This is a genomic window from Citrobacter sp. BDA59-3 (genome assembly GCF_015167655.1).
Lineage (GTDB): Bacteria > Pseudomonadota > Gammaproteobacteria > Enterobacterales > Enterobacteriaceae > Phytobacter > Phytobacter diazotrophicus.
The window spans coordinates 1,736,801-1,752,943 of sequence record NZ_CP063427.1 but is presented as its reverse complement, the minus strand read 5'-3'; the positions used below and the strand labels follow the sequence as shown (position 1 = coordinate 1,752,943).

10 protein-coding genes are annotated in these 16,143 nt (G+C 54.1%); 3 read left to right on the top strand and 7 right to left on the bottom strand.

Annotated features, from left to right (window positions below):
- The 7 genes from IP582_RS08160 to lrp all read right to left on the bottom strand — a co-directional run bounded on the left by IP582_RS08160 (position 1) and on the right by lrp (position 10,999).
- Positions 1 to 618, bottom strand: coding sequence for a DMSO/selenate family reductase complex B subunit (locus IP582_RS08160; protein ID WP_193795608.1), 618 nt, complete (start codon positions 616 to 618; stop codon positions 1 to 3).
- Between the two features lie 10 nt (positions 619 to 628).
- Complete coding sequence (gene dmsA, locus IP582_RS08155; protein WP_193795607.1) at positions 629 to 3,073, bottom strand: dimethylsulfoxide reductase subunit A; 2,445 nt, start codon at positions 3,071 to 3,073, stop codon at positions 629 to 631.
- A gap of 194 nt (positions 3,074 to 3,267) precedes the next feature.
- A complete protein-coding gene (gene serS / locus IP582_RS08150) occupies positions 3,268 to 4,560 on the bottom strand; it encodes a serine--tRNA ligase (protein WP_193795606.1) in 1,293 nt (430 codons plus the stop codon).
- A gap of 93 nt (positions 4,561 to 4,653) precedes the next feature.
- On the bottom strand, positions 4,654 to 5,997 hold the full coding sequence (gene rarA, locus IP582_RS08145) for a replication-associated recombination protein RarA (RefSeq protein WP_193795605.1): 1,344 nt from the start codon (positions 5,995 to 5,997) through the stop codon (positions 4,654 to 4,656).
- Positions 5,998 to 6,006: 9 nt separating this feature from the next.
- Entirely contained in the window at positions 6,007 to 6,618 is a 612-nt protein-coding gene (gene lolA, locus IP582_RS08140; protein WP_071196086.1) for an outer membrane lipoprotein chaperone LolA, read from the bottom strand.
- A 119-nt stretch (positions 6,619 to 6,737) separates the two neighbouring features.
- The gene (locus IP582_RS08135; protein WP_193795604.1) at positions 6,738 to 10,394 is read right to left on the bottom strand and encodes a DNA translocase FtsK 4TM domain-containing protein; all 3,657 of its coding nucleotides are present in this window, start codon (positions 10,392 to 10,394) and stop codon (positions 6,738 to 6,740) included.
- A gap of 110 nt (positions 10,395 to 10,504) precedes the next feature.
- Complete coding sequence (gene lrp / locus IP582_RS08130) at positions 10,505 to 10,999, bottom strand: leucine-responsive transcriptional regulator Lrp (RefSeq protein ID WP_000228469.1); 495 nt, start codon at positions 10,997 to 10,999, stop codon at positions 10,505 to 10,507.
- Positions 11,000 to 11,552: 553 nt separating this feature from the next.
- Here lrp and trxB point away from each other — a divergent pair.
- From trxB to cydC, 3 genes are all read left to right on the top strand, one after another.
- On the top strand, positions 11,553 to 12,518 hold the full coding sequence (gene trxB, locus IP582_RS08125; protein WP_039078531.1) for a thioredoxin-disulfide reductase: 966 nt from the start codon (positions 11,553 to 11,555) through the stop codon (positions 12,516 to 12,518).
- Between the two features lie 115 nt (positions 12,519 to 12,633).
- Positions 12,634 to 14,400: a cysteine/glutathione ABC transporter permease/ATP-binding protein CydD gene (gene cydD / locus IP582_RS08120; protein ID WP_193795603.1), complete on the top strand. Its 1,767-nt coding sequence runs from the start codon at positions 12,634 to 12,636 to the stop codon at positions 14,398 to 14,400.
- The gene (gene cydC, locus IP582_RS08115) at positions 14,401 to 16,122 is read left to right on the top strand and encodes a cysteine/glutathione ABC transporter ATP-binding protein/permease CydC (protein ID WP_193795602.1); all 1,722 of its coding nucleotides are present in this window, start codon (positions 14,401 to 14,403) and stop codon (positions 16,120 to 16,122) included.
- Positions 16,123 to 16,143: the final 21 nt, after the last annotated feature.

The following is a 16,143-nucleotide window of genomic DNA, read 5'->3' as shown; positions in this document are numbered from 1 at the left end:
TCACACCTCCAGCGGGTTTGCCAGATAGCCGGTAGTATCCCCTGTCGGGCGGCTGTTGGCGTTAGGTTTAATCACAATGCACGGCCTGGTGAAGTGCGCCCCCGGGAGCGGGGCGACAGCCGCCAGCTCACCGTATTTTTTACGCAACTCCTCAATGGGACCGAAGTCCAGCGCACGCAGTGGGCAGGATTCCACACAAATCGGCTTATGGCCCTCCGCGACACGACTGTAGCAGCCGTCGCATTTGGTCATATGGCCTTTTTCGGCGTTGAACTGCGGCGCGCCGTACGGGCAGGCCATGTGGCAGTAACGACAGCCGATGCAGATATCTTCGTCCACCACCACAAAGCCATCTTCGCGTTTGTGCATCGCTCCGCTGGGGCAGACTTTGGTACAGGCCGGATCCTCGCAGTGGTTACAGGCGATGGAGAGGTAATAGACGAAAACGTTCTGGTGCCAGACGCCGTTATCTTCCTGCCAGTCTCCCCCCGCGTATTCGTAAATGCGGCGGAAGCTGACATCCGGGGTTAAGTTCTTGTAATCCTTACACGCCAGCTCACAGGTTTTACAACCGGTGCAGCGTGCGGAGTCGATATAAAATCCATATTGCGTAGCCATCTTTTACTCCTTACGCCTTCTCGACCTGAACAAGGTTAGTGTGCGATGGGTTACCCTTCGCCAACGGTGAAGGACGCTGAGTCGTCAGGACGTTGATACTACCCGCCTGGTCTATGCCTTTCGCATTCGGCGCATACCAGGCGCCTTCGCTCAACGCGACGACACCCGGCATCATGCGCGGCGTCACCTTCGCTTCAATATGAACTTCGCCACGATCGTTAAAAATGCGTACGCGATCACCGTTGCTTATCCCACGTTTGCGCGCATCAATCGGGTTGATCCACATCTCCTGTCGACAGGCCGCTTTCAATACATCAACGTTGCCATAGGTCGAGTGCGTACGGGACTTATAGTGGAAACCAGTAAGCTGTAAGGGGAATGTTTTGTTCAGCGGATCGTTGTAACTCTCAAACCCTGGAGTATAAATCGGCAGCGGGTCGATAACATCCCCTTCCGGCAATTCCCAGGTCGCTGCGATCGTTGCCAGCGCTTCCGAATAGATCTCGATCTTACCTGACGGTGTGGTCAGCGGGTTGGCCTGTGGATCGTCGCGGAACCCTTTATAGGCGACATAGTGCCCATCCGGATCGCGCTGTTTGAACATTCCCTGCTGACGGAAGGTGTCAAAATCCGGCAAATCCGGGATCGCTTTGCGTGAAAGTCCGTGCAGGTGACGCATCCACTCTTCCTGCGTACGACCTTCGGTAAACTGCTGCTCAACGCCAAGACGTTTTGCCAGCCCGGACATCATGTCGTAGATGGTTTTACACTCGAAACGCGGCTTGATGACCTGATCATTAAAAATGACGTAAGACATATTGCCGCAGGAGGCATCCAGCGCGAAGTCCATCTGCTCAGACGCCGTGCAATCTGGCAGCAAAATATCGGCATATTTTGCTGATGACGTCATATGGCAATCAATCACCACAATCAGCTCGCATTTTTTATCATCCTGCAGGATGTTATGCGTACGGTTGATATCTGAATGCTGGTTGATGAGGCAGTTACCAGCATAGTTCCAGATCATCTTAATCGGCACGTCCAGCTTATCTTTACCACGCACACCATCACGCAGCGCCGTCATCTCAGGCCCGCGCTCAATGGCATCCGTCCATAAGAACATGGAAATACTGGTTTGTACCGGATTGTCCAGCGTCGGCATCCGTTCGAATGGCAGGGCGTAAGACCCCTCGCGCGCCCCTGTGTTGCCGCCGTGGATCCCGACATTGCCTGTCAGGATAGCCAGCATTGAAATTGCACGGGTCGCAATCTCACCGTTGGCATGGCGCTGTGGCCCCCATCCCTGGCTGATAAACGCGGGTTTGGTGCTACCGATTTCTCGTGCCAGCCTCACAATGCGCTCAGCAGGCACACCGGTAATTGTCGACGCCCACTCAGGCGTTTTGGCCACACCGTCTTTCCCCTGCCCAAGAATATAGGCTTTGTAATGACCATTGGCAGGTGCACTGGCTGGCAACGTTTTTTCGTCATAACCAACGCAGTACTTATCGAGGAATGGCTGATCAACAAGGTTTTCCGTAATCAGCACCCATGCAATGCCATTTACCAGTGCGGCGTCTGTACCGGGACGAATGGGGATCCACTCATCTTCACGCCCTGCGCCGGTATCGGTATAACGCGGATCGACGATAATCATTCGGGCATTCGATTTTGCCCTCGCCTGTTCAAGATAATAGGTCACCCCGCCACCGCTCATACGCGTTTCGCCAGGGTTGTTACCAAATAGGACGACCAGTTTACTGTTTTCGATATCTGACGGACTGTTACCCGCCGCCCAGCCACCGTAAGTGTAATTAAGCCCCGCAGCAATTTGTGCCGAGGAGTAGTCGCCATAATGGTTAAGGTAACCGCCACAGCAGTTCATCAGGCGTGCCACCAGCGTTTTTCCCGGTGGCCACGAACGCGTCATTGTGCCGCCCAGCGTACCGGTACCATAATTCAGATAGATGGATTCGTTACCGTAGTCTTTAATAAGACGCGTCATATTCTGTGCGATCGTGTCGTAAGCTTCTTCCCAACTGATTCGCTCGAATTTACCTTCGCCGCGTTTGCCAACGCGCTTCATTGGATATTTCAGACGATCGGGGTTGTAGACACGACGGCGCATTGAGCGGCCACGAAGGCAGGCGCGAACCTGATGCAACCCCTCGTAGTTATCATCGCCAGTGTTGTCTGTTTCGACGTATTTAATCTCGCCATCCACGACATGCATGCGTAGCGGACATCGGCTACCGCAGTTGACCGTACAGGCACTCCAGACAACTTTTTCACTGGTGGAAGATGGGGAAATGGCGTCAGCGGCGCTGACGAGTCGGGAAAAAGGTAAAGTGAAGGCGCTTCCTGCCGCCGCGAGCCCGCCAATAGCGGTTGTTCTCATCAGCCCACGTCGACTCACCTCCACACCGAGTAGTGTATCGGGGGTCTTAGTTTTCATATGTACTCACTTTGCTTACAAAATTAAAATGCGAGTCCGATATATAATTTTCTATATAACGAAATCTCAACTTTTTAGTGATTTGTTCTGATTCGGCAAAATGAATCTTAACCTCATTAAAAGTGAGGTTATTATCGGGAATCAAGGTGGGCAAAAAAAAAGCGCCCGCAGGCGCTTTTTATAAGACGGGAGTGCTAGCCGATATACTCAAGCCCACGCATATAAGGACGCAGGACTTCCGGGATCTCAATCCGCCCGTCGGCTTGCTGATAGTTTTCCAGCACCGCAACCAGCGTACGACCGACCGCCAGACCGGACCCGTTCAGGGTATGTACCAGGCGTGTTTTTTTATCGGATTTGCTACGGCAACGAGCCTGCATACGGCGCGCCTGGAAGTCCCAGACGTTGGAGCAGGAGGAGATTTCACGATAGGTATTTTGCGCCGGCACCCACACTTCCAGGTCGAATGTTTTGCAGGCACCAAAACCCATGTCACCCGTGCAGAGTGCAACACGACGGTACGGCAGGCCGAGCAGCTCCAGCACTTTTTCCGCGTGACCGGTCATCTCTTCGAGTGCGGCCATAGAGTCTTCCGGACGAACAATCTGTACCATCTCGACTTTGTCGAACTGGTGCATACGGATCAGACCGCGCGTATCACGACCATAAGAACCGGCTTCTGAACGGAAGCATGGTGAATGCGCCGTCAGCTTAATCGGCAAGTCGTCTTCGTCGATGATTTCATCGCGAACAAGGTTAGTCAGCGGCACTTCTGCGGTCGGAATCAGCGCATAGTTACTGCTGTCAGCTTCTTCCTCCAGCGGACGCGTGTGGAACAGATCGCCCGCAAACTTCGGCAATTGCCCCGTACCGTACAGCGTATCCTGGTTAACCAGATATGGAACATAGGTCTCGCTATAGCCGTGCTGCTCGGTATGCAGGTCGAGCATAAACTGCGCCAGTGCACGATGCAGGTGAGCGATTTGACCTTTCATCACCACAAAACGGGAGCCGGTCAGTTTAACCGCAGCAGCAAAATCCAGCCCCGCGTGCATTTCGCCGAGCGAGACATGGTCACGAATTTCAAAGTCGAATTGACGCGGCGTACCCCAGCGTTTCACTTCAACGTTGTCGTTTTCATCTTTACCAACCGGAACGCTGCCATCCGGAATGTTGGGGATTGCCAGCGCGATATCACGGATTTCCGCCAGCAGCGTTTCCAGCTCGGCTTTCGCCGCGTCCAGTTGTTCACCCAGTTTGTTCACTTCCAGGCGTAATGGCTCAATGTCTTCCCCGCGCGCTTTCGCCTGGCCGATGGATTTCGATCGCGAGTTACGCTCTGCCTGCAGGTTTTCGGTGTTTACCTGCAAAACTTTGCGACGTTCTTCAAGAGCGCGCAATTTATCTACATCCAGCTTAAAGCCCCGGCGTGCCAGTTTTTCTGCGACTGCGTCTGGCTCGGTACGCAGCAGATTGGGATCGAGCATGCTTATCCTGTGCTTATCGAATTGAAAAAATGAGAAAGTGACCGCAGCCTGCGGCCACAGAGATACACCGACAACATTACCGCAACGCCACTCTCAGCGATAGCGTTTTGTGGGGCTTTTATGATCCTGTTCAGCGAGCCAGGCGAGCTTTTCGCCAATCTTGCCTTCAAGGCCTCTGTTTGTCGGATGATAATAGCGTGTTTGTGCTAACTCTTCGGGGAAATAAGACTCGCCAGCCGCATAGGCATTGGGTTCGTCATGAGCATAGCGATACTCCTGACCATAACCCATCTCTTTCATCAGTTTGGTTGGCGCATTACGTAAATGGACGGGAACGTCGTAATCCGGACGTTGGCGCGCATCAGCCAGCGCGGCTTTGAAGGCGGTATAAACCGCATTACTTTTCGGGGCACAGGCCAGATAAACAATTGCCTGCGCAATGGCCCGTTCACCCTCCGCAGGCCCAACGCGGGTGAAACAATCCCAGGCCGAAATAGCCACCTGCATCGCGCGCGGATCGGCGTTACCAACATCCTCAGACGCAATCGCCAGACAGCGGCGCGCCACGTACAAGGGATCGCCCCCGGCGCTGATAATACGTGCATACCAGTACAACGCCGCATCTGGCGCACTACCGCGCACCGACTTATGCAGCGCTGAGATCAAATCGTAGAAACGGTCGCCTTTGTTATCAAAACGCGCACTGCGCTCACCGGCAATCTCCGTCAGAAGCGAGGGTTGCAGGACGCGCTTACCGGAGTCATCCAACTCAGCCATGTCGGCCATCATTTCCAGCGTATTAAGCGCCCGGCGCGCATCGCCGTTGACCAGCTCAGCAATCGCGCGACGGGTCTCATCCGGCAGAGAAATATCCTGACCGCCATAGCCCCGCGCCTTATCTTCCATCGCTTGCGTTAATACCTGTTCAATATCCGCTGTCGTCAGAGATTTCAGCAGATAGACGCGCGCACGAGAGAGCAAAGCGGAATTGAGTTCAAATGAGGGATTTTCGGTGGTAGCGCCAATGAAAGTGATCGTACCGTCTTCAATATGGGGTAAAAAGGCATCCTGCTGGCTTTTGTTAAAGCGATGGACTTCATCAACAAACAGGATCGTGCGACGCCCCGCATTGCGATTTTGCCGGGCTCGCTCAATAGCTTCACGAATCTCTTTCACGCCCGATGTGACCGCAGAAATGCGTTCAACATCGGCACTGGCATAGCGGGCAATCACCTCTGCCAGCGTCGTTTTTCCCGTTCCGGGCGGTCCCCACAAAATCATCGAATGCAGATGACCGGCTTCAATCGCCCGAGGCAGGGGTTTACCCGGAGCCAGCAGATGTTGCTGACCTATATATTGCGCCAAATTTTCTGGCCGCATACGCGCGGCCAGAGGTTGAAACGCATTATCGGAAAAATCGAGCGACAGATTGCTCACGCATGCCTCTTACTTACGTTGATCGTCGACCGTTACGCCTTTTGGCGGAGTAAAGGTAAACTTAGCAGCATCTACCGTGCCATTTTGCTGGGCTTTTAGCTGGTAGTTACTTTTCTGGTCATCCTGCTCAATCGCGCTGAACTGGTGAATAGTGCCATCACTGCCAACGTTGATCGTGAACTGCTTGAGGTTGCCATTGCTGCTTTTTGGTGTCAGGACAAAATCATCGCCGTTCTGCTGAATATTGTACTGCTGCCAGTCGCTACTCTGGTTACGCGCAATCAGCATAAACGGTGTGTTGCTGGTAGCATCTTTCAGCCAGGTTGCCGTAGCCTGCTCAACAAAGGGGTTGTAGAACCACAATGTTTTCCCATCGGAAACAAGGACGCTCTCATCGGGTTGCGTCATGTGCCAGTTGAACAGATTTGGACGCTTGACCCACAAATCGCCCTGACCTTCCTGTACCGCCGCACCGCTTCCGTCCGTCACTTTTTGGGTGAAGCTCGCATGAAAACTGTTCACTTTGTCGAGACGGCTTTTCAGATCGCTGGAAGCATCCGCCCACACGCTGCTCACCATAAAGCTGCCAAGTAACGCACAGGTTATCGCGATTTTTTTCATTGTTTTTCCTCAAAAACGTCGCTCCCGGTAAGGGAGAACACTTCTGTCACTCTAAAAGCTCATTGCCACAAGTGACAGAAGAAAAGACTGAATTTTTACGGCTTTACCGATCTTTGCAATCACTCGAACGGCGGAGGCGCTAACACCTCACGATTGCCATTGTGCCCCTGCTCGCTGACGATGCCCTGCGCTTCCATTTGCTCAATGATACGCGCCGCACGGTTATAACCGATACGGAACTGACGCTGTACGCCAGAGATAGAAGCCTTGCGTTTTTCGGTGACGAAATTTACCGCCTGGTCGAATAACGGATCCAGCTCTTCACCACCGTCAAAACCACCGCCGCCGCCCCCTTCGCTTTCGCTATCAGAGGTAATACCATCAACGTATTGCGGACGGCCGCGCGCTTTCCAGTCCTGCACCACGGCATGCACTTCCTGGTCACGCACAAACGCACCATGGACACGTACCGGCATGGTCGAGTTTGGCCCTGAGTAAAGCATATCCCCCATTCCCAGCAGCGATTCTGCACCGCCCTGGTCAAGGATGGTACGGGAGTCGATTTTGCTCGACACGGTAAAAGCAATACGGGTCGGGATGTTGGCTTTAATCAGACCGGTGATAACGTCAACAGAAGGACGCTGCGTAGCCAGCACCAGGTGAATACCCGCAGCACGCGCTTTCTGCGCCAGGCGAGCAATCAGCTCTTCCACCTTTTTACCCACCGTCATCATCAGGTCGGCAAATTCATCGACCAGCACGACGATGTACGGCAGTTTTTCCAGCACCGGATGCTCAATCGCCATGCTGTCACCCGGTTTCCAGTATGGATCCGGGATTGGACGGCCCATTTTCGCCGCTTCGGCGATTTTGTCGTTATAACCCGCGAGATTACGCACGCCAAGCGCCGACATCAGTTTGTACCGACGTTCCATCTCATTAACGCTCCAGCGCAATGCGTTGGCAGCGTCTTTCATGTCGGTGACCACCTCAGTCAGCAAATGCGGGATACCTTCGTACACGGAAAGTTCCAGCATTTTTGGGTCGATCATGATGAATTTCACGTCTTCCGGCTGCGCTTTGTAGAGCATGCTGAGGATCATGGCGTTAACCCCAACGGATTTACCAGAACCCGTGGTCCCTGCAACTAACAGATGGGGCATTTTGGCCAAATCAGCAATCACCGGCTCGCCACCGATATCGTTGCCCAACACGACGGTCAAAGGCGACGGGCTTTCGCGGAATTTCGCGCAGTCCAGCACTTCGCGCAGATAGACGGTCTGACGCTTTTTGTTCGGTAACTCCAGACCAACGTAAGGTTTGCCTGGAATCACTTCTACAACACGAACCGCCGCGGTCGACAGGGAACGCGCCAGGTCACGCGACAGGTTAGAAATTCGTGCCGCTTTCACGCCCGGCGCCAGGTTCAGTTCAAAACGTGTAATCACCGGACCCGGAGAGTAGTTCACCACGTCAGCTTTAATACGGAAATCGGCCAGGCGCGCCTCCACCAGACGGGCCATTTGCTCCAGCGCGAAAGTATCAACCGGTTCAACCTCAGCTGGCGGTGGCGTCAGCAAATCCAGCGAAGGCAGCAGTGTCGTCGGTTTCGGCAACGGGCGGCTATCGCCGTTACGCATCAACAGCGGATGAATCAGGCTTTCCTGAGACGCAGGTGATTGTGGTCTGGCCGCTGCAGGTTGCGTATGGACAGGCGCGGAAGGCTGAGCAGAATAATTTACAGCAGGCTGCTGCGTTGGCTGTTCAGCTTCTGGCATCACGCCGGGCGTAAATAATGGCTCGCCAGGGCCATCATCCACCAGCGCTTTAAACGGCGAGAATGCAAAGTCATCAGCTGAAAAGACATGAGCCCCTGTCGGCTGTTCACCGGAATAGCGCTGCTGCTGGGTGGCGGCAAACTGACGCGCCAGTTCAGCCTCTTCGGCCTCATCGTCATCAAGAATGGGTGCTGTCGTATCGTGCTGATACTCCTCGCCATAGCGGTTCTGCTGACTGGTCGCGAACTGTTGCGCCAACTCATGTTGTTGCAGCATGTCGGCATCGTCATCATCCAGAGCACCATTTTGTTGGCGCCCGGCTTCACGCGCACGCTCTTCTGCCATGCGCTGCGATGGCAGTTTGATGCCATAGGAAGCCAGTTCACGACGTGTGGGCACGCGGACACGGTTCGGGCGCGGCAGTTGTGGTCCAATGCCCTCTTTCACCTGCGGACGAACAGCACCACCATCGGCAAGACTAAACACCGGCGCAGTAGCCGCTGTCGCAGCGACATCTTTTGCACCTGCAACAACAGGCGCGACTGTCGGCGCAACGCTGGATTCAACAGGCGTTGTCGGCGCAGCAGGAACAGAAGGCATCGCTGGCGCGACCGGACGCGTCGGTTCTTGTATCGGTTCCGGGATGGGCTGATACCAGGCGGCAAGCTGTTCACGCTCACGTGCTCGCTGGGCTTCAACCTCTTCAAAATAGTAAAGTGGCGGGCGCGTCTGCTTCACCTCTTCTACCACTTCCGGCTCAATCTCTGGCGCTGGCGCGGGCTCTTCGTATTGAGGCTCTTGCCACGCCTGATATGCTTGCGGCTGTGGTGCGACAGGCGGCGCTTCCGGCTGCCACTCATTATTCTGTGCGGGCGCGGCGTAATGCGAAAGCGGAACCTGCTCGGGCTCTGGCTCATATTGCGCCGGATAGTTGCCAGAAGCTGGCTGCCACGGCGGCGTTTCCAGCGGAGGCTGGACCACCGGGCTGGCTGGCGCAGCATACGCCTGTGCCGCTGTCATGGCTGCAGCGGCGGCTGAAACAGGTTCGGTTGCGCGTTGCCCGCTTAACAGCGGATCGTAAGCGTCGATATCCGGTTGTGTGGCTCTATTGCCTGAAAACAGGACATCATCAGCATCTGCTGCGACACCGCGGGCACTGTAGTCAATCTCCTCTTCATCATCATCCATCCGTTTTCCGGAGAACAATGCTGCGTCGGTTTTACGGCCAAGTGGGTTGGCGAATTTCTCCGCGACGCGTTTACGGCGCGCCAGTGCTCCACGCAGAATACGGGCACGACGCGATTCGCGCGGGGCTGCGGGCTCGTCGTCGTACTCCTCTTCTTCTTCATATTCCTCTTCATCAACCCAGGTATCGTCACGGCGCGTGCGATTACTGGCGAAGGTGAGAATACCGAGAATAATGCCACCGAGTTTTTCAGCAATGGTCACCCAGGACCAGCCGGTAAACAGCGTGAGCCCGGCTGCCCAGACACACAATAAGGCGATGGTGCCCCCGCTGCTATGCAGCAATGGTTGCAACGTTGTGCTCAGCAAACTACCGATGACGCCGCCAGAGGCGAAATACCAGATATCATCAGCGTTGATAGCCGCCAGACCGCAAGAGGTCAGGATCAGCGCCAGCGCGCCAATAAGACGTAATGAAACGGCGAAATAATCGATAAAGTCTTCATTGGCACGATGTCGATAAGCAAACCAGCAACCCCCGATGATAATCACCGGCAGGGTGTAAGCCATTACACCGAAAATGAAGAATAACGTATCCGCGAGCCACGCTCCCGGTGCGCCACCCAGATTATGTATGGGTTCATGCCACGCGGTTTGCGACCAACTGGGATCCGAAGGATTAAAACTAATGAGGGCCGCCATTAACCAGACGGCAAACAGAGAAACAAGGATCAGCAACGCCTCAAGGAGTCGACGCCCGCTGCTTAGCTTGGTTAGTGTGACTTCTTTGTCTTCTGTGTATTCCTGGCTCAAGTAAGGCTCTCCAGCTAAAACGGACAACAGCGCCGGGTAACCCCGGCACTGTTGCTGTATGGATTAACAGGAGTGTAATCAAAAAAAGCTGATTTTGCACCTGTTCCGTATTAGCGCGTCTTGATAACCAGACGGTTGCTCTGTTTGACTTCTTCCATCACCACATAAGTACGGGTGTCATTCACGCCCGGCAGTCGCAGCAGGGTTTCCCCTAGCAGTTTGCGATAAGCAGACATATCCGGCACACGTGTTTTCAACAGGTAGTCGAAATCACCGGACACCAAATGACACTCTTGAATTTCTTCAAGTTTTTGTACTGCGGCGTTAAATTGCTCAAACACATCCGGGGCGCCACGATTCAGAGTAATCTCAACAAATACCAGAAGTGATGCATCCAGATAATGCGGGTTCAGCAGCGCTGTATAGCCCTGAATGAAGCCCTGTCTTTCCAGCCTGCGCACGCGCTCAAGGCACGGCGTAGGAGAAAGTCCCACTCGTTTAGAAAGCTCGACGTTGGAAATACGCCCATCTTTTTGCAATTCGTTCAGAATATTACGATCAATGCGGTCGAGATCTTTGCCAGGGCGCTTCTTGCTATCTACCATTATTATTGTCTCTCTGTATTCCTTCCCTACTCCTGTCTTGACCCTGTGCACTTCACTGTTCAGGGTCTTTGCCCGTCGCTTTACGTGCGGGTTAATAACGATAACGCCACATGTAATCCCAGGGTCTGCATTAAGAAGTCCGTTGCCATACGGCAGCTATCGACATCACGAATGGCGTCTGTCCACGCCATGCGTAGATTTCGCTAGCCCGGTAAAAATGGTATTTACATGCATGAATTTGCATCACGCGCGAAACACTGCTTTTTTTCTTCCTTTGATGTTTTCGCAAATGCGCAGGGGATTGTCAAAGCAAAACATCTTTTTTTAGTACAACATGCCAGATATTCATCATCACCCTTAGGCAATACTCATTTAATCACCTTATAACGGCCCGTTTTTCAGTAGAAATAGTTATATTTAGGATCTCACTCAGCGTTAAATGATTAGTGCCATCTATTACACATATCGTTAACAAAACCGCTGTGCCCTTTTTTTACGCCTGTAAATTCCCTACAATCCAGCCCAATGTCTGCCAAACAATAATGAGGATCTCATGGGTACGGCCAAACACAGTAAGCTGCTTATCCTTGGTTCAGGGCCTGCGGGATACACCGCTGCGGTCTATGCTGCACGTGCAAACCTGGAACCGGTGTTAATTACCGGTATGGAGAAAGGCGGTCAGCTCACCACGACCACTGAGGTGGAAAACTGGCCAGGCGACCCGCACGATCTGACCGGGCCGCTCCTGATGGAGCGCATGCATGAACATGCCGCAAAATTTGATACCGAAATTTTGTTCGATCATATCAATAAGGTTGATCTGCAAAACCGTCCGTTCCGTCTTATCGGTGATAGCGGCGAATATACCTGTGATGCGTTGATTATCGCCACCGGCGCCTCCGCGCGTTATTTGGGTCTGCCATCTGAGGAAGCATTTAAAGGCCGCGGTGTTTCTGCCTGCGCCACCTGCGATGGTTTCTTCTATCGCAATCAGAAAGTCGCGGTCATCGGTGGGGGTAATACTGCCGTTGAAGAAGCGCTGTACCTGGCAAACATCGCCTCTGAGGTACACCTGATTCACCGTCGTGATTCTTTCCGCGCGGAGAAAATCCTGATTAAACGTCTGATGGATAAAGTGGCCAGTGGCAATATCGTGCTGCACACCAACCGCACCCTGGAAGAGGTGACGGGCGATCAGATGGGCGTTAGCGGTCTGCGCATTCGCGATACCGAAAATGCGGATAATATTGAATCACTGGATGTCGCCGGCCTGTTTGTCGCTATTGGACACAGCCCGAACACCGCCATTTTTGATGGTCAACTTGAACTGGAAAATGGCTACATCAAAGTACAGTCAGGTATTCATGGCAATGCCACCCAGACCAGTATTCCAGGCGTTTTCGCCGCGGGTGATGTGATGGATCATATCTATCGTCAGGCGATCACCTCGGCCGGTACCGGCTGTATGGCGGCACTGGATGCAGAACGTTACCTTGATGGGTTAGCACAAAGTAAATAAACGTTACAACTCAGTAACAAAGGTAAATAAGGCGACTATAAGTCGCCTTTATTTTTGCGCCGATGTAACATTGCGAAGCTCAAAATTTCCGATAACTTCACCTGCAAAGCGCGCAATGAATAAAACCCGTCAACAAGAGTTAACCCGCTGGTTAAAACAGCAAAGTGTCATTTCCCGTCGCTGGCTTATGATGTCTCGCCTGCTGGGCGTGGTGAGTGGCGTTCTTATCGTTGCTCAGGCCTGGATACTCGCCAAAATCCTGAATCATATGATTATGGAAAATATCCCGCGCGAAGCATTGCTGCTGCCTTTTGCCTTGTTGGTGCTGATTTTTGTTTTACGCAGTTGGGTCGTCTGGTTGCGTGAGCGCGTCGGTTTTCATGCCGGCGTCCACATCCGTTTCGAAATACGCCGTCAGGTGCTCGACAGGTTACAGCAAGCTGGTCCAGCGTGGATTCAGGGTAAGCCCGCAGGCAGTTGGGCTACGCTTATCCTCGAGCAAATCGACGATATGCATGATTTTTATGCACGTTATCTGCCTCAGATGGCACTGGCAGCCAGTGTACCGTTGCTGATTGTCATTACCCTCTTTCCAATTAACTGGGCCGCAGCCTTGATTCTGCTGGCAACCGCGCCGCTCATTCCGATCTTTATGGCGATGGTGGGGATGGGCGCAGCCGATGCGAACCGACGCAACTTCAAAGCACTGGCGCGCCTGAGCGGCCATTTCCTTGACCGCTTACGCGGCATGGAGACGCTGCGTATCTTCGATCGTGGCGCAGCTGAGACAGAAAATATTCGTCAGGCCTCAGAGGATTTTCGCAGCCGTACGATGGAAGTCCTGCGTATGGCGTTTCTCTCCTCCGGCGTGCTGGAGTTTTTCACCTCGTTGTCCATCGCTCTGGTGGCCGTCTATTTTGGCTTCTCTTACCTGGGCGAACTCAATTTTGGCCATTACGGCACGGGCGTAACGCTGTTTGCCGGTTTCCTGGCCCTGATTCTGGCTCCGGAGTTCTTCCAGCCGCTGCGCGATCTGGGGACGTTCTATCACGCGAAAGCCCAGGCTATTGGTGCCGCCGACAGCCTGAAAACCTTTATGGAAGCGCCACTTGCCCATCCGCAGCGTGGCGATATCACGCTGAAAGCAGATGAGGCGGTGAGCATCACAGCGGAAGATCTGGTTCTCAAATCGCCAGAAGGCAGCGTCCTTGCCGGGCCACTGAACTTTACGCTGCCAGCCGGTCAGCGCGTGGTGCTGGTGGGGAAAAGCGGCTCCGGTAAGAGTTCGCTGGTGAATGCCCTTTCCGGGTTCCTGCCGTATGAGGGCTCCCTGCGGATAAATGGCATTGAGTTACGAGACCTGGACCCGGAGAGCTGGCGTCAGCTTATCAGTTGGGTCGGGCAAAACCCGCAGCTTCCGGCCACCACATTACGGGAAAATATCCTCCTGTCTCGCCCGGATGCCAGCGCCGCTGAATTGCAGGCCGTGCTGGATAAAGCCTGGGTGAGCGAATTTTTACCGCTCTTACCACAAGGGCTGGAAACAGCTTGTGGCGATCAGGGAACGCGTCTTTCCGTAGGCCAGGCCCAGCGCGTTGCGGTTGCCCGCGCCCTGCTTAACCAATGCCAGCTATTGCTGCTCGATGAACCCGCCGCCAGCCTTGACGCGCACAGTGAACAGCGCGTGATGCAAGCGCTTAATGATGCCTCACTGAACCAGACGACGCTGATGGTGACACATCAGTTAGAAGGGCTGGCCGACTGGAGCGCAATATGGGTCATGGATGACGGAAAAATCATCGAACAGGGGACTTTCGCGGAACTCTCCACAGCGCAGGGAGCCTTTGCCGCGCTCCTCGCCCATCGCCAGGAGGACATTTAAATGCGCGCGCTTCTGCCCTATCTCGCTCTGTATAAACGCCACTTCTGGCTGCTGTTGCTGGGTGTGATCCTCGCGATTGTGACACTGCTGGCCAGTATCGGACTGCTGACATTGTCCGGATGGTTTTTATCTGCCTCCGCGGTGGTCGGCGCCGCCGGACTCTACAGCTTTAATTACATGCTCCCGGCTGCGGGGGTTCGCGGTGCCGCGATTACCCGTACCGCCGGGCGCTATTTTGAACGGCTGGTCAGCCACGATGCAACCTTCCGCGTACTGCAACATCTGCGCGTCACTACATTCAGCAAACTGCTGCCGCTCTCTCCTGCCGGCCTGTCACGTTTTCGCCAGGGGGAGTTACTCAATCGCGTGGTTGCTGATGTCGACACGCTTGACCACTTGTATCTGCGCGTGATTTCACCTCTTGTTGGCGCTCTTGTGGTAATTGTTGTGGTCACCGTCGGGCTAAGCGTACTGGATGTCCCACTGGCCCTGATGCTGGGTGGAATTATGCTGGCTACGCTGATTATCCTGCCGCCGCTCTTTTATCGTGCCGGGAAACCCACCGGCGAAAATCTGACGCAGCTTCGCGGACAATACCGTCAGCAGTTAACCACCTGGCTACAGGGCCAGGCGGAACTCACGATTTTCGGCGCCAGCCAGCGCTACCGCGAACAGATGGAAAATACGGAACTAAGCTGGCATGACGCCCAGCGTCGCCAGTCCGATCTGACTGCCGCGTCCCAGGCAGTGATGTTACTGATTGGCGCGATTGCAGTGCTGACTATGCTGTGGTTCGCCGCAGGCGGCGTGGGCGATAACACGCAGCCAGGTGCGCTTATTGCCCTTTTCGTGTTCTGTGCTTTAGCGGCTTTTGAAGCGCTGGCCCCGGTTACCGGTGCATTCCAACACCTTGGACAAGTTATCGCCTCGGCGATACGGATTACGCAAATTACCGACTGTCCGCCGGAAGTGCAGTTCCCGCAAACCTCAGCGATGGCCCCCACTACGGTCAATATCAACCTGCAGGACATCTCATTTAGCTATCCTGAGCAACCGCAAAAGGCGCTGGATGGCATTAGCCTGTCTATTGCCGCTGGCGAACATGTTGCTGTGCTGGGGCGCACAGGGTGTGGTAAATCAACGCTGCTCCAGCTGTTAACGCGTGCCTGGGACCCGCAGCACGGCGAGGTATTACTCAACGGAGTGCCGCTGACTCAATATGGGGAAACGGCGCTACGTGCGAGTATCAGTATGGTACCGCAACGTGTGCATCTGTTCAGCGCAACGCTGCGCGATAATCTGCTGTTGGCCGCACCGCAGGCAACTGATGAGGCGCTGGCTGATGTACTTACCCGCACGGGTCTTGAGAAATTACTCGATGACAGCGGCCTGAATGCCTGGCTGGGTGAAGGCGGTCGTCAACTGTCCGGCGGTGAGCTTCGCCGTCTGGCTATCGCACGAGCGTTATTGCACGATGCGCCGCTGGTCCTGCTGGATGAGCCGACCGAGGGGCTTGATGCTGCCACGGAGAGCCAAATCCTTGAGTTACTTGAAGAAGTGATGCAGAAAAAAACCGTGCTTATGGTGACACATCGCCTGCGTGGACTGAGTCGCTTTGATCAGATAATTGTGATGGACAACGGACAAATAATTGAGCAAGGTAATCACGCAGCGTTAATGGCAAAACAGGGTCGATACTACCAGTTTAAGCAACGTCTGTAGTCTATGGATGTCGTCATTTTC

Coding starts and splice junctions, on each gene's coding strand:
- cydC (WP_193795602.1), top strand. CDS start 14,401: ATGCGCGCGCTTCTGCCCTATCTCGCTCTGTATAAACGCCACTTCTGG.
- lolA (WP_071196086.1), bottom strand. CDS start 6,618: ATGAAAAAAATCGCGATAACCTGTGCGTTACTTGGCAGCTTTATGGTG.
- serS (WP_193795606.1), bottom strand. CDS start 4,560: ATGCTCGATCCCAATCTGCTGCGTACCGAGCCAGACGCAGTCGCAGAA.
- lrp (WP_000228469.1), bottom strand. CDS start 10,999: ATGGTAGATAGCAAGAAGCGCCCTGGCAAAGATCTCGACCGCATTGAT.
- dmsA (WP_193795607.1), bottom strand. CDS start 3,073: ATGAAAACTAAGACCCCCGATACACTACTCGGTGTGGAGGTGAGTCGA.
- cydD (WP_193795603.1), top strand. CDS start 12,634: ATGAATAAAACCCGTCAACAAGAGTTAACCCGCTGGTTAAAACAGCAA.
- IP582_RS08160 (WP_193795608.1), bottom strand. CDS start 618: ATGGCTACGCAATATGGATTTTATATCGACTCCGCACGCTGCACCGGT.
- trxB (WP_039078531.1), top strand. CDS start 11,553: ATGGGTACGGCCAAACACAGTAAGCTGCTTATCCTTGGTTCAGGGCCT.